Source organism: Aeoliella mucimassa, assembly GCF_007748035.1.
Lineage (GTDB): Bacteria > Planctomycetota > Planctomycetia > Pirellulales > Lacipirellulaceae > Aeoliella > Aeoliella mucimassa.
Genome location: NZ_CP036278.1, coordinates 3,510,566 through 3,525,414 on the forward strand (window position 1 = coordinate 3,510,566; position 14,849 = coordinate 3,525,414).

General features: G+C 57.2%; 11 protein-coding genes. 5 read left to right on the forward strand and 6 right to left on the reverse strand.

Annotated features, from left to right (window positions below; genetic code table 11):
* Positions 1–232: 232 nt before the first annotated feature.
* The 6 genes from Pan181_RS13880 to Pan181_RS13905 all read right to left on the reverse strand — a co-directional run bounded on the left by Pan181_RS13880 (position 233) and on the right by Pan181_RS13905 (position 9,379).
* Positions 233–523 (reverse strand): tyrosine-type recombinase/integrase, encoded by a 291-nt coding sequence (locus Pan181_RS13880; RefSeq protein ID WP_197528344.1) that lies wholly within the window; start codon positions 521–523, stop codon positions 233–235.
* A gap of 451 nt (positions 524–974) precedes the next feature.
* A complete protein-coding gene (locus Pan181_RS13885; RefSeq protein ID WP_145247393.1) occupies positions 975–2,216 on the reverse strand; it encodes a peroxiredoxin family protein in 1,242 nt (413 codons plus the stop codon).
* A 146-nt stretch (positions 2,217–2,362) separates the two neighbouring features.
* Positions 2,363–2,836, reverse strand: a complete 474-nt coding sequence (locus tag Pan181_RS13890; protein WP_145247394.1) for a hypothetical protein — start codon at positions 2,834–2,836, stop codon at positions 2,363–2,365.
* Positions 2,837–2,905: 69 nt separating this feature from the next.
* Positions 2,906–3,997 (reverse strand): DUF1559 domain-containing protein, encoded by a 1,092-nt coding sequence (locus Pan181_RS13895; RefSeq protein ID WP_197528345.1) that lies wholly within the window; start codon positions 3,995–3,997, stop codon positions 2,906–2,908.
* The gene (locus Pan181_RS13900) at positions 3,994–5,085 is read right to left on the reverse strand and encodes a sialate O-acetylesterase (RefSeq protein WP_197528346.1); all 1,092 of its coding nucleotides are present in this window, start codon (positions 5,083–5,085) and stop codon (positions 3,994–3,996) included. The genes Pan181_RS13895 and Pan181_RS13900 overlap by 4 nt, the downstream gene beginning before the upstream one ends.
* Before the next feature lie 85 nt (positions 5,086–5,170).
* Positions 5,171–9,379 carry an autotransporter-associated beta strand repeat-containing protein gene (locus tag Pan181_RS13905; protein ID WP_145247396.1) on the reverse strand — a complete coding sequence of 1,403 codons (4,209 nt, stop codon included), beginning with the start codon at positions 9,377–9,379 and terminating at the stop codon, positions 5,171–5,173.
* Between the two features lie 516 nt (positions 9,380–9,895).
* On the opposite strand from Pan181_RS13905, the gene Pan181_RS13910 reads away from it, so the two are divergent.
* From Pan181_RS13910 to Pan181_RS13930, 5 genes are all read left to right on the forward strand, one after another.
* Entirely contained in the window at positions 9,896–10,459 is a 564-nt protein-coding gene (locus tag Pan181_RS13910) for a sigma-70 family RNA polymerase sigma factor (protein WP_197528347.1), read from the forward strand.
* Positions 10,460–10,463: 4 nt separating this feature from the next.
* Positions 10,464–11,945 carry a FecR family protein gene (locus Pan181_RS13915; protein WP_145247398.1) on the forward strand — a complete coding sequence of 494 codons (1,482 nt, stop codon included), beginning with the start codon at positions 10,464–10,466 and terminating at the stop codon, positions 11,943–11,945.
* A 75-nt stretch (positions 11,946–12,020) separates the two neighbouring features.
* Positions 12,021–13,007, forward strand: coding sequence for a DUF1559 domain-containing protein (locus tag Pan181_RS13920; protein WP_145252215.1), 987 nt, complete (start codon positions 12,021–12,023; stop codon positions 13,005–13,007).
* A gap of 54 nt (positions 13,008–13,061) precedes the next feature.
* Complete coding sequence (locus tag Pan181_RS13925) at positions 13,062–13,505, forward strand: hypothetical protein (protein WP_145247399.1); 444 nt, start codon at positions 13,062–13,064, stop codon at positions 13,503–13,505.
* A 165-nt stretch (positions 13,506–13,670) separates the two neighbouring features.
* Positions 13,671–14,648, forward strand: a complete 978-nt coding sequence (locus tag Pan181_RS13930; protein WP_231943863.1) for a Glu/Leu/Phe/Val family dehydrogenase — start codon at positions 13,671–13,673, stop codon at positions 14,646–14,648.
* Positions 14,649–14,849 lie beyond the last annotated feature (201 nt).

The following is a 14,849-nucleotide window of genomic DNA, read 5'->3' on the forward strand; positions in this document are numbered from 1 at the left end:
TGCCCGGCACTCGAACAGATTCCTCAAATAGACGACGCCTAATGTTCTGGAAATCCCACGCTGGCTATAAGCTGGAAGCCAGCAAGCTGAAGTTGGACCAACCGGCCGCTGGTGTGACTCTCAGCTATCTACGGAGGTGAAAACAACCTCTGGCTCGTCACCTACGCGTGCAGTGGTCCCTCGAATTCAAATCGAAACGCAGAGGTCGGGTGTTCTCGCCCATTGGTACCACCTACCCCAATTGGGCGGCGATCGCCGCCGCCAGAGCTAAGTCCCGCTCGGCAGAGATTTCTGTGACCACCGCATTACTATGTCCCAAAACCGTTTGGGTGGCCTCTAGGCCAAACTTCTGGCGAATCTCAGTCGCCGCTGTATGGCGGATACGATTCGGTGACCACTTTTCAAGGTCGTGCTTGTCGCAGATACGATGAATTGCACGGCGGTAGCTACCGGTGGTGTAGGAAGCAGCTGAGCAGCGGCGACCATCTTTCCATGTCTCTTTTGGCGTATTGCCTTGATTCATCGGCATACTGCCCCAGTTGGGTCTAACTGTTAAGCACCACCCGCTATGAGAACAGGAATACGAAGCAACCCACGAACGTAGAACGCAAAAACATCTGGAGTCTGTGAGAAAGAACAGCTCCGCCTATCTACAGAGGTCTCCACTGAAGGGGCACACCTCCTTACATTCCATGACACCCTCAGCCGCGTCGGACGACTCAACCGCCCGCACTAATTGGCATCACTCAGCTACAGAAGCGGATGAATTCGATGCCAATTGACGCGACACTCATACCGGGTCTAGCCAATGGAAGTTCACCCCCAATCGACTACTCAAGCTCCCAAACACCGAAGCTAGGCAATTGAGCTCAGTTCGAGGTGAAAAACGCCTAGCTAGATGACTCGCAGGCTTGCCCGAATCCACGCAGCTACCCATTGTGAGAGGGCCATACTTGGCTGAACCTGACAATAAGCTAGCCTGCTTCTTGCTGCTCGTCGGCTTCCGCCTTCTCTTTTTCGTACCGTTTCAGTTGTCGCATTGTCGATTTGCGGCGGTAGACCAATCTAGCTGTGGTTTTATCCTTATCCTCGACTCCCTCCTCGGCTTGAAGTTCTGCAACGAGTGTGTCGCACTCTGCTACCGATTTCTTAGTAACTTCGATCGCTGATTTTAGATCTCCGGCGAGGTAGTATAAGTCTCCGCTGTCTTCCAGCCAGATTGCCTTGGATTTACCTACCGTTGAAGTGGCCGCCTGTTTTTGGCGGAAATCGGCCAAAGCCCGTGCCAATTCGGGCGAAAAGGCTTCTCCCTCTCGCGCGTGTTTCTGCAGACGATTTGCGAGCATCGTCACCTCCATGCCGTCTAAATCGCCCGCTTGGAGCTTCGCTATGGTCCCTTCGGGATCCTCCATCCTGTCGTGCAGATCGATGATGGTGGTTAACTTCCTCACGTGCTCCTCGACCGTAGGTGCGTAGGCTTCGCCCATGTCGATCTGGTTGAGTTTTTCGCGAAGCTCCAGCATTTGGCCATGGTCGCCGTTTTTGATCGCCGCACGTGTGACGGCAGATAACTTGTTGGAGAGCACCCCCACGTTGAACTTGACGATATACGCGTCGCGGTCCCAACTGTCGCTCAGCACTTGTTCGATTACGTCGTCCATCTTCGAAGGATGACCGACCCACTCGATCTTGGCGTCCTTGCCTACGATGAATGCACAGGGAATACCGGCCTGACCCGCCGCACGAAAATAGGTGTCGTGGGTCGATGCATCGGGGTCGGTGGCCAGGCAATAGGCGCTGGTAAGCTGGCCGTAGGTTTGCGGATTGGCTTCAGCATCGGTAGCCGGATGATCGGTACTGGTGCGAACTTCTCGATCGAGAAACGCGTTCACGGTATCAAGATCCTCGCGGCTCACTCCGATTACCATGACGCCCTGGTCGGCGTATTTCGACTGCACCTCGGCCAGGTGTGGGATTCCTTTTACACAGGGCCCGCACCAAGTCGCCCAGAATTCCAAGACGTAGACTTTGCCTGGCTCGAATTCGGTAACCGGCTCGAACTTTCCATTGGCGTCGCTTAGCCAGTGCTCGATATCGAGCGGTGGTGCAGGAGAGCCAATCTTAAGCGACGTCTCGGTCGAACCGGTGGCCGGTTCGTCAGCGTGTGCTACGGTCGCGAATGTCGTCAGTAGGGTCAGCAAGAATGCACGCAGCATCAGTAGGAATCCTCTTGTTGAGATGGAGAATGGAGCGGGCTTGGTAGCCCGTCTGAAGGTTCGAAACACCCAATTACAATTCGGCGTCATTTCATGCTCTGCTTCAACGAATGGCATGCCACCGTCCCATGTCAGAGAGCTTGTAGCTAGTCGTTGGACTTCAGCTCGAAGTGGAAATTGTTTTCGCCCGTTGCCATAACCTCGGCAATAAGGTCAGTCGTCTCGTGGCTTGCAAACTTTGCCGGCAGCAAGTCGCGGTAGGTCGGTAGTGGCGGTGGGGAGCCGGTGCGGGCGAAGTACTCTCGCGACTCGGCCCCCGTCAATTCGTTGTCCGAATGCTTCTTGCTGACTAGTACGAGGTAGGAACCGGGCACGGCACCATCTTTGGCATCAAAGGTGGAGAGTGTGAAATTGCCCTCAGCGTCGGTGTTGCCTTGTGCAGCAGGAGTACTACCGTTGCTAGGATAAAACACGACCATTGCTTCGGCGGCCGCTTCTCCATCCAGCAAAACCCGACCGGAGACAGGCACTCGCTGCGGGCGGCCATCGTTCTTGTTTCCACAGCCGGCGACGCTGCCGAAAATCAGCGTTAATAAGACAAATGTGCGAAATCGAGACATTCTATTTTCTATAGGTTTCTAGCAACCTGCGATGGTGACGGCGAGGCAAGGTCTATAGCCATCGTAGGATCAGCGAGGATCTGTTGGACTACCTGTAGTGGTGGGTGCGTTGTCGCCCACTTCTTCGCCGGCCTTGGAGCCTAAGGCCCCCCAGACGCCGTAAGGGCTGGGGCCACTGGCAACTTCCTTTGCAGCGAGATTACCCGTGTCGATGCCTTCCTCAATGAAATGTACCGACCCATCCACGTATACCGCGTTGACGCCCGACACGTGACCACTGCTTGGCGGGAACAGCCCAGCATGGCCGTCGAACGATCCTTCCTGGCAGGCGGGAGAATTGGGGGGCAGGACGGTTTGGAACGTGGCGTAATAGGCCATGCCATCGTTCCACCGTTTCCCCAGCCAATTGCCTGGGTCTTCGATCGAGCTGACACGGTCGAATTTGAACTGACCACCGCTTGCAAACGACAGGCAGATGATCGGGCCTTGCTGCCGCAGGTTCACATTGAAAGCCAAATCTTGCCGAACATCCTTCGAGTCGTTCAGCACCATACGTTCCGAGACGGCGATGGTATTCGATGTGCCATCGGTGATCTGCCGAAGGGCAACTTTCGAGCCATTGCTCATGATGCCCCGCGGCTTGTCGCCCAAAGGGGCCTCTGCAATGGTGTCGCCGATGGAGAAACGGTAGTTCGAGTGTGCAGTTTGGTATTGGATCGACCCCTGGCCGCTTTGATCCGAAGGACATAGCAGGCCGGGTATCTGCACATTGAAGGGGGCAAACGTGCTGTCGTACGGCGCGGGTATGGGATCGACGCTCATGATCTGGTCGTACAAGGCTTGCTGTTCCATGTAGGGGCAAAGCAACACCCATCCACTCACGCGCGCAGGTGCCGATGTGTTGGGTCCGACCATCCGGGGGGGCAAAACCCCGTGAGTATCTTCATACCCTAGCAGGGCGAGCCCTGCTTGTTTGAGATTGTTCTGGCACTGAACACGCCGTGCCGACTCGCGAGCCGACTGCACGGCAGGCAGCAGCAGGCCCACGAGAATGCCAATGATGGCAATCACCACCAGTAGCTCGACGAGCGTAAAGCCGCGTGAGCGACTTCGGCCGATCCGTCGCAGCCGCGGCGGGTGGACTCGTAGGCTCATAGTCATGGCAATTCTTCCGTTCTCGTGCGGCCGCAAGCGGCAGTTGTGTGGTTACGTCCTTGGCCGCGCATCCAGCGGGCCAGGACCATCGTTGGGATGGCTAGCGCCACTCCCGACGGTTCGGGCACCACTAGCGGTTGCATCGCGGTGGCAAAGGCATAGCCCAAATCGTGCTGACCGGTGGCACTAAAGTGGAGGAAATCGCCCTGCAGGGCGAAATCGTCGGTATACACGAGCGCAGTTTTCGGCTCCGAGAACGCGACGGCCGCCTGTGCCGCTCGGATTTGCTCTCGGTACGTGCTGTTCAGGCTCGTTTGATTACTCGATAGTTGGCCAATCACAATGGGAAGGTCCGCTCCGTAGGTGGTGCGGACGTCGCTGATAAAATCGCGAAGATTGTCTTCGTAAGCCAGGCTTGCGTCCGCGACGGCGTCGCTCTCGCCCTGCATCCAGATCATGCCGTCGAGGGATATCTCGATTTGCTCCTCGGCACTCTCTGCGGCGAGAAGACTGGGAGCCACCAGCCGGGGAGCAGGACCGGTGTCTTGGCCGGGTAGTCCGTTCTGAATTTCAGCAAACCCCGTGGCGACGACATACTGGAACACCTGATAGACTCCACCATCGTCGGTGGTGGTACCGTTGCCACCCGCTAGCCAATCGCTGGAGAGAGTGGTGCCACCTTGAGCATGCTTTATGAGAGCGACTTTCTCGCCTCTCGCGGCGTAGTAGTCCGCCATCGCGCGTCCAAAAGTGACCTCCGGTCCAAAACCGCCGGTCCTCGAACTGCCTGGTCGCAGGAAAGCGTAGTTCAATTCGATATCGTCCGTGTTGGTAACTCCATTGGCAGCCGCTTCGCCCCAGTAGAAAGGCACATCCAACTGCTGTCCTTGTAGCTCGGCGGGAAGTCCACTGATGGGCGCGCGACCGTCGGCGTTCGACTGTCCTCCGACCAGGAAAACATGAATCCTCTCGGCAACCGACAGGTCGATTGCAGCAACCGAGATGGCCATGACCATGGTCGCAATCGCGATCGCTCTCTTCCAGCTAGGTATCGTCATGTACTGTTGCGTATTCTGTTCGGTTTCGATGCCCATGACTCGAGTAACATTTGTCGTCTGTCGAGCGGCGACCGACGAGCGAGCTGCCCTACGCACGCCGGTCGCCACTCTGACGATGCGTCTACTTGCGTGCTCTGGCATAGACCACGCCCAGCAGCAAGGTTGCCAGCATGGCAATCGAGGCGGGCTCGGGGACAACGCTGCTGTCCGCAGCACTCAATGTACTCAACGTGGCGCCGAAGCTATTTTTCCAGAGCAGGTAGTCTCCCGCGTCAACAACGCTGGAATTGTCACCAGTGCCGACCGGCAATACGGACTCGTCGGCACCAAGGTTATCCCGCCAAACCGTGTAGTCGGCCAGGTCGACCATGCCATCATTATTGAAGTCGCCAGGCAGACCGGCCGCTGCGATGATGGACAGCTCGCCCGTTATAAACAGGTTCGAGGCGTCCCAGGCCAAGCCGGCGGCCAGGGCGGGCAGGTTCACCGTGTCGAAGGCCCCGCTGAACGTTTCAAAACCGAGGATCGGGAAGATGTCGCCCGCCACACCCTCGACCACGTCGCCGACGCTGCCGACGTTCAGCGTGCCGTCGGCGGCCAGATTGCCATATACCTGCACTATGTCGTAGCTGCTGGCGGAGCCAATTCGCATGTTCAGCACCGAGTCGTCGCCAATCAGGTTCAATTCATCGTACACATTCAGCCGGTTTGCCTCGGTGGTAAACGTTGTCGGCACCGTAGTCAGCATGGTCGATACCGCGTCAAGGTCGGCGTCGGTCAGGGTGCCGAAGTTCGCATCGGTGCCGAAGTCGGGGTCGGCAACAAACGCAATCTTGTCGATCACCATACCCCCCTCACGCGTCGCGACATTCAGTTCGAACACCACGCCGTTGGCGATGTCGTCGGCGGTGACCGTGATGTGGTCGAAGTACGTGGATGTGGTACGGTACCAGTCGTAGGCCGTGGCGTCGGAGCCGGCGTTACCACCTTCCTCGTTGAGGACCGACGTGGTACCCAGGTGCACTGCTTTATTATTGCTAGTGTACGTGGGTCGATCGCCATCGAGATCAATTAGGGGCAGCATGAAGCCGTCGTCGTTCAGGGTGCCATCGCTGCCGGCGTCTTCGGCACGAGCCCGCACAAAGAACTGGTACTCACCCGGTTCGGCGAACTGCATGGAATAGGTGACGTAGTTTTGCGCGCTGTTGCTGTTGCTGGTTTCGTTGGCTTCGTCGGGTAGCGCTAGCAGTGCCTGCCCGCCCGATGCGCCCGCGTCGGCCGAAATGGTCCAGAATGGCGCGGCGGTCTCGTACAGGCCGTCGGATTGGTACTGTTCGGCCTCGAAGGCCATCACGCGGTAGCCGTTGCTGCCGACCGAGAGCGTGCCGTTCTGTTGCAACACATCTTTCTCTTGAGTGGCGCCCAGCGTGAGGATACCCGAGTTATTCAAGTTATCGGTGCTTAAACCCTCGATTCTAAGTTCGCTGCCGCTCTCGACGGTCGTAACGCCCTCGATCCTACCTGCGCGGTTGTAGGCAAAAATGACGGGGGCCGCACCGGTGATGTTCAAGTCGCCGTGCGTGCGGACAGTGCCAGTACCACTCAGCCGATAAGTCTTGGTGTCGTTCGCGAAGGTGATGCTTCCCGGGTACCTGCTGCCACTCGGGATGGACACCTCGGTACGCTCGGCGGTATCGTCGAAGGTCACCTGATCTACATCGTAGAATTTGTCGCCCCCCGCCCAGTTGGTCGAGTTGTCGACATCCCATACTGGCGAGGCGTTGGTGCCGGCCCAGGTGATGGAACCTTCCTCACCGGTGACGACCACCTCGATCTTGCCACTCTGCGTTCCGTCGACAGCTACCGAGAGGCCAGGCCGAGTCGCGAGCGGTGTTCCAGTAGGGCTCGTGATACGGGCCGTCACACCGTTCATGCCAGTCACGGGGCCACCGTTGTGTGACACAATCGTGTACCGGCCAGCGTCCAAGTGACCGTTTGCCGGATAGACATTCAGCGTGATGCTCGCGGCACCGCTGGTCGAAAATGTTCCATCGGGAATCGACATCAGGTCGCCGGACGGATCTTCTGTATTGCCTACGGCGAAATCCCATTCGCCCCCCGAGCCCTCCGAGTTGAGCACCACATTGCCACCCGAGACGGTGAAGGTCTCGATTTCTCCGGGCCCACCGCGGCCTTCGATGTGCAAGTCGCCATCGTTGTACATGGTAAGTTGATTGCCGACCTTCATGGTGCCTCCACCCCGAATCACTTGGCCCACCTGCTGCCGGTACTCATTGAATGCCGAGAGATCGAGCGTGGCGTTATCCTGGATCTCGATATACTGGCTTCGCAACTCGCCGTTATCGAAACCATCGCTGGAGACGACCAAGGTTCCTTCCTCTACGTAAGTGGAGCCGAACCAGTAGTCGTCGGCCGAGGTGGTGGCGTAGGCCAGCGTCATGGTGCCGGCGCCGCGCTTGTAGACCCGCGTGTCTTCGATGCTGCCCGGAATGACGGTGTCGGTATCGACGATAACTTCCGCGTCGCTAATCCGCTCGGTGATCACAAAGTCGCCATCGCCATCGAAGATAAAGTAGTGATCGTCTTTTTGAGTGTTGCTACCCAGGTCGGCATTGGGGTGGATCGCGCGAAGCGTCAGCGTTCCCGCGTTCGACTCAAAGTAGTGATAATTGGCCGAGTTTCCTGACTGGGCGACGACCACACCGTTCCAGGTGTTGTCGCCATTGCTGACCAAGGCTCCCGTGCCGGACGAGGAACCGTTCGAGCCGATGATCAAGGCCTCATTTTGAACAGTAACCCCGCCGGGGAGCACGACTTTGGCTTCGCTATTAGCGGCCACTTCCGTGCGCGAGGCCTCGGTGCCACCGGCGCCGAGGGCGTCGTTGTGACCGACTACCAGCGTCGACGACCCCGATAGCTCGATAGCCCCGCTGAAGCTGGCGTTGCCGCTGCTGAAGGTGGTGGACTGCCCCGCCGGAAGATCGAACCCAAGCGTACCGGTACCGGTGAGCTGCGCGGCCAGCGGGCTGGCGGCTCCTTCGACCACCACGCGGCCACCGCTGCCGATGTTTAGCGAGGCACTGTTTTGGTTGTCGATAGCATCGAAGTCGCTCAGCAGCAGCGTGCCTTGCTGCACGTCGGTGTTGCCAGTGTACGACTTGGCGCCCAGCAGCCGCACGGCGCCGCCGCCGGTCTTCACTAGGCCCGATGTGCCAGCGACATCGGCGGAAACGGTGTGCGTGCCGGCCGAAGCGGCAAGCTCCGCGCCCCCTGTGAGCGTGAGCGCCGCCGGTCCGGCGAGTTCGTAACTTTCGAGGCTCGCAAACTGCAGTTTGTCGAGCGATACGGCGTTATCAAGCGTGACGACGGCCGGCGCATTGGCCGCTGTAAGCGAGCCGGCGAACAACGCGGAGCCGGTGGGCACGGCATTGCCACTCCAATTCGAGTCGGTGTTGAAGCTGCCGCCGCTGTCGAGTGTCCAGTAGTCGGAAGTCGAGATACCTAACCCTGTAGCGTGCCCCAGCACGTCGAGTGGCGAAAGGACCGAACCGTAGAGCGCCGCCTCGTCCAAATCGCCGTTATAGGCGAAATCGAGCGTTCCGCGTGCGTTACGCGCGGCAAAGTAGGGGTCGTACTCGTACTCGGCTGCGAAGTTATCGACCAGGTCTTCTTGCCCGCCGTTGAAGGTCAGGTCCACCGGCAGACCGTCCACATAGACCCGCAGTCGACTCGCGGCCGAGTCACCGGTCATATCGTGAGTCCAGACGACGTGGTGGTAGGACCCGTCAAGGATACTCGAGGCATCGAAGTAGCCGCCGATGTCCTGGTTATCTTCATCACGCATGTAGAGTCGCATCACTCCCGGTGCACCATCGTTAAACGCGATGTGCGAAAAGGTGTTGCTTCCGTCGTTGCCTACACCGTACAGCATGGCAGTGCTGGTGGTGTTGGTCGAACTGAAGACGAACTCGAAGGAGGAACTGCCGAGCATCGACGAGAACGACCTAGACGCCGCTGGGGCCGCTACATGCTGGCTCGCCCCTGCCGAGAACGAGGCCGCCGTGTCGCTACCCGCGCCCATGCCGGCCACGCCCAGAGTCGGACCATCGATGTAAGTGCCGTCGAACATGTTCGTACTGGCGTCGTCGGCCACGGTGCCGCTCGCTTCGTTGAAGCGGTAGTACAAGAATGGATTGTCGCCGAGTACCTCCGACTCGTAGGACGGCGGCGCTGCCCAAGCGGGACTACAAGTCATGATTTGCAGCAGTGCAAATACACCGAAGATTGCACCTAAGTGATGCCGGCTCATAGATGGACTCCATTGATGCGGGAATGAACTGTACTTATGCGGCCAAGTGCTCGAAGGTGAAAACAAAAATCACCCAGCACAGATCGCCGTTTGCCAATTACACCGGAGCACTGCCGGCTCGACATAACCTCAGGCCGACTCGCCGGGGGGATTGCTGTGGCCACCTATCCACAGATCCACAAATGGTAGTGGATGCAATATCCCGGAGCCCGAAACAGAGCAGCCCCAGGTACCTTCCCACGCCAGTGCTCGTACAGGACTTTGCGGCGAGGCAGGTTTTTTTACCGCCAAAACTGAAAACAAAATCCAATTTTGCCTGCTAGTCTAATTTGCCCCGCCAGTGGTTGGTTTCAGTCTGCGGACAATCTCAAGCGGCAAAGGAGGCTGCGGGGTACATTTTCGGTTTTTCTGTGGTTTTTTTGGCAAATGTCGGCCCTCTCCCGCAAGTTCATGTAGGCGGTCTAGCGTAAGGTGGGATTTTCCGGCGAGAGAGCCCTCTCTCGCCGTTTTCGACTGTTGGCTGCCGATGTGGAGTCTGCTTTGAACATAGGAAATATGTCGTCGAGTGATGACGAATTCGTCGCGATTCTGACGGCGAAGCAGAGTGCGTTGCGAACGTTCATAGTGAGTCTCATCCCACATCAGGTGGATGCGGACGACGTGCTGCAAGAGGTCAATATGGCTCTCTGGCGCAAGCGAGAAGTCTACGACCGAAGCCAGCCTTTTATGCCCTGGGCGATTCGATTTGCTTCCATCCATATCCGCAGCCACCGCAGCCGAGCTGCAAACAGCCGCCTCTGGTTCAGTGAAGAAGCCATGCATCAGCTGACCGAGGACAGCATACGTGGCGACGTTCAATTGGGAGCCCGAGGCCATTCTTCGCTGCAGGGGTGCGTCGACAGATTGGTTGGACCGCAACGTGAGTTAATCGAGGATCGATATCGAAACGAACTCACCGTTAAGCAAATAGCTGCCAAGACACAAAGGCCAGCAAGCACGGTTTACAAGATTCTGGGTAAAAGCTTGCAGCTGTTGCGCGATTGCATCGAGCGTTCCCAACGACAATTGGATGGGAGGTAGATAGATGGGAGTGCCATCAACAACACCAGAATTCAACAGCCAGCGTCTGCAGGACTTGACCCTGGCCAAGTGCTATGAGTCCTTGTCGGAAGGTGGAGTGCAGGAATTGTCCTCCATTCTCTCGTCGTCGGCTGAGGCTCGCTCAGAATACTATCGGCTCGTCTCTGTGCATTCGGAACTCGAGATCGGACTGCGAAGCTCCGAAGAGAACTACCACGAGAGTTGCTTCGATTCCTCACTGCTATCAGACATCCGCACGGAGCACCGTGGAGTCTCGACGAGAAATCTCTGGCAACTGTGCACGGCGGCGTGCTTGCTTGTTGCGATCGGCGGCGCTAGTGTGATGTGGTGGTATCAGGAGCCGGCCAATCTGGCCAACAACAACTCGATCCCGCCTGACGTCCCGGTGACTCCTGTTGCCTTGGTTTGCAGGATTACACCTTTGACGAAGCAGCCCGAGTGGACCCTAGGCCGCATAGGCGTGGCCAATAAGGATGAGGTGCTTCAAGGGGATACGCTCTTCCTTAAGGGGGGAGCCGTGAAGTTGGATTTCACGAGCGGCACGTCGGCTGTTTTGAACTCGCCCCTCGTAATGCAGATTGTGTCCGTCGATCGCGTGCGACTGATGGAAGGTGGCATGAAGGTGGACGTGCCGAAGGGTGCCGAAGGATTTCGAGTGGAGTCGGACAGTGCCGAAATAGTCGACCTGGGCACTTCCTTCTCCGTCAATGTGAACGACGGCGACACAAACCTTGTAGTGTTCGACGGCGAGGTCGATCTGAAATCAATTAATGCTCATCGCTCAGGCGAGCCAGCAGACGATTGGGTGGTGAAGCGTTTCGTGGCTGGCGAGGCGGTACTGATATCGAAGGAGGGTACTCTCTCGCGAATCGTCCAAGTGCAGCAGCCCACACTCGACCATGGGGAGGATGGCGCGCCGCTACAGTCGGTGATCACGTCGGTGCGCGACAGCATCAAGCGAAACGACTTCTTTGGTTTCTACGAGATTATTCCCCGTGGCATGCATGAGGAGGCCTTCGCCTTCGTCGATCGTGTACACGAATGGAACGGAGTGACTGCCGACGGTATGCCCTCGTATCTGATTGGCGGCGACCTGGTGAAGACCTTCAACTCCGACAAGCTAACAGACGAGCTGAAGATCATCCTCGAACTGGCGGAACCTAGCGCTGTCTACATACTATTGGACCCGCGTGTACCAACTCCTGAATGGCTCATGACTACGTTTGAGAATACGGGCGACCTGGTTGGGCTGGATGAGAATCGGGATGGCAAGCAGAACGGCATTGGGCCGGGCGACAACATCGACCGTGAATTCTCGGTATGGCGATGCGAGTATCCCAATGCCGGCGCCGTCACGCTGGGGCCGAACGGAACCGAGGGTTACATAAGGAATCGAAAACTCGGTCAATGGGCGATGTCGAATATGTACGGAATCGTCGTGGTGCCGTTGGACGATGCGAAATGAGACAGGCCGTTACAAAACGTTGGCGGCAGACTGCTTCCTCTCTAGAAAAAGACGAATAGCAAAAGGATTCGAACTATGAATCGGGCTCCTTCCCGACGCGAGGCTTTCACCTTAGTCGAACTACTTGTGGTGATAGTCATTATTGGGATCCTGGTTGCACTTCTGCTGCCGGCAGTGCAGGCGGCTCGAGAAGTTGCGCGACGGACTCAGTGCACCAATCAGCTCAAGCAGATCGTACTGGCGATCGACCTCTACGAGTCCTCTCGCAAGCACTACCCGCGAGGCCGAGTGGGCTGCGACCCAGGCACGCAATCGGCCTCAGCCAAGGCCGGTTTACCCACGGCAAACTGCGAGCTCAACAAGTCGTACAGCGGATTCGTGGAGATCCTGCCGCAGCTGGAGCTAACAGCGCTTTACGATTCCATCGATTTTGAGAACGGCTTCTGGCACAATCCTGGTCGTCCTGAACTGCTCGGCGAAGATACTCACCTTCCTGCGAATCGTACGGCGGTGGCAACGCCGGTGGTAACCTACAACTGCCCATCCGACTTCAGGCCCTCAGTAGTCGACTGGAGTAAGGGACCGGAAGCCGTCGGCAGCTACGCGTTGTGCATGGGCACGACGGGTCCAAGCGGTGGCTTGGATCCCATTGCCGTGAAAGCAGACAATACCGGGATGTTCTTATACGCTCGGAAGATCAAGCGGAGACAGGTCACCGATGGGATGAGTCGAACCCTATATGTGGGGGAAACTATCGATGGTCACCTGAAGCCAACCTCGAATCGTTGGACTGCCGCCGCCCGACACCAAGACAGCCTGAGGTCAACAGAAAACCCTTTGAACACACCCACCGGCTATGGAATCCTCTATGAGGAGTATGGGTACAAGACAAATGGTAGTTTTGCCAGCCGTCACCCGGGCGGAGGTTCGTTCGCGTTTGGTGATGGTCACGTAGAGTTCTTGGTCGACGAAATCGATATCTGGACCTACCGGACCCTGTCTACGCGTGCCAATGGCGACCTGGAAGGCGTAGTCTACGATTCCACGCCTGCACCGCGCTAGCCTCGAAGCTCCAATTTGGGGCGGTTCCAGTTCATCCATCTGAGACTAACTGCTATGTGCACATTCACTCGTCCAACAGGACTTATTGCTTTCTACATCGCCATCTGCGTGGTCTCCGCGGGATGCGGAAGCGACAAGTCAGGATTGGTGCCTGTCTCCGGACAAGTGCTAATTGACGGCCAGCCCCTATCGCTTGGCTCCTTGCAAGTGATGCCTACTGGGGCGCGTCCTGCATTCGGAAAACTGGACGAGAACGGACACTTTGAACTGATGACCTACAAAGAGGGCGATGGATGCGTTTCAGGTTCGCACCGGGTGACCATCACAGCATTTGAAGTAGTGCCCGGTAGGCGTCAGAAGTGGCACGCACCCAAGAAGTATTCCAATCCAAGCACATCGGATGTAGTGATCGAGATTTCTGGGGCCACTAAAGACCTAGAAATCAATCTCACCTGGGACGGCGGGAAACCCTTCGTCGAGAGCTTTGCTGGCGGTTAGTCCAGGACTTTTTCATCACTCTATTTGCTTTAGCCAAAGGCGACTGCTTTGCATAAGTCAGCCCTTTCCCGTTCTGTCGGTTTAGATCCTTCAGTGAGGGAAATATCGTGTCGCAGTACGGCGGGATTCAACGACCATGAACTGGTTGTCTCCTGCGAGGAGGCGGTGTCTGGACTCCGAGCCTTCATCGCAATTCACAACACGACACACGGCCCAGGGCTGGGCGGGTGTCGCATGTGGTCGTACGCGAGCGAAGAAGAAGCATTGACAGATGCACTACGGCTGTCTCAGGGGATGAGCTACAAGCATGCTGTCGCGGGTACTCCGTACGGTGGTGCAAAAGCAGTCATCCTGGGCAATCCACGGGAAGAAAAGACTGAAGACCTGCTGCGAGCATTCGGTCGTTGTGTCGAATCACTCGGTGGCAGGTATGTCACTGCGGAAGACGTTGGCATGTCGGTCAATGACATGGTTTGCATTCGGGACCAGACGCAATATGTCGCTGGGCTACCAACCAGCATGGGAGGCAGCGGAGATCCCTCTCCGGTAACTGCCTATGGCGTCTTCTGCGGCTTACAGGCAGCAGTTGCCTTCCGTCACGATCGCCCTTATGATCCGTATGCTAAACTGTTTGGCACAACGGTTGCCGTTCAAGGATTGGGGAATGTTGGTTATGCGCTCTGCCAATACTTGCACAAGGCCGGTGCACAACTCATTGTCACCGACATCAATCAACCACGCGTCGAGCAAGCTTGTCGCGAGTTTTCTGCTACTGCCACAGAAGCAGAAGCAATTTATGACACTGATGCCGACGTCTTTGCTCCATGTGCACTCGGCGGGGCTCTAAGCTCAGAAACAGTTCCACGCCTCAAGGCATCCATCGTAGCGGGGGCCGCAAACAATCAGCTCGCTGAGCCTGGGATCGCAGCGATGCTAGCTCGCCGGGAAGTCCTCTACGCTCCGGATTATGTCATCAACGCGGGGGGAATAATCAATATCTCTTGCGAAGGCGAGAGCTACAGCCTCGAGCAAGCGATGGCACGTACCGAGCAGATCGGGGGAACTTTGACAGAGATCTTTCACAAATCGAGCGATACGGGAAGGTCAACGGCAGACATTTCCGATGAGATCGCCCGACGGTGAATCGGGGGAGTGCCTGAGCCAAGGTTCAAATAGTCGAGTCATTATGATCCCAGGTACACTGGAATGGTTAGAGCACGAGGAACGTCAGCGAGTATTTCAGGATCCTAGCCGCTTCAAACCACGCATGGAGAACAAGTCCCACTGTGAGCAGTCGTGCTAGAAGTCCTAACAGAAAACGGTAACGCCTGTTGCAATGTGGGG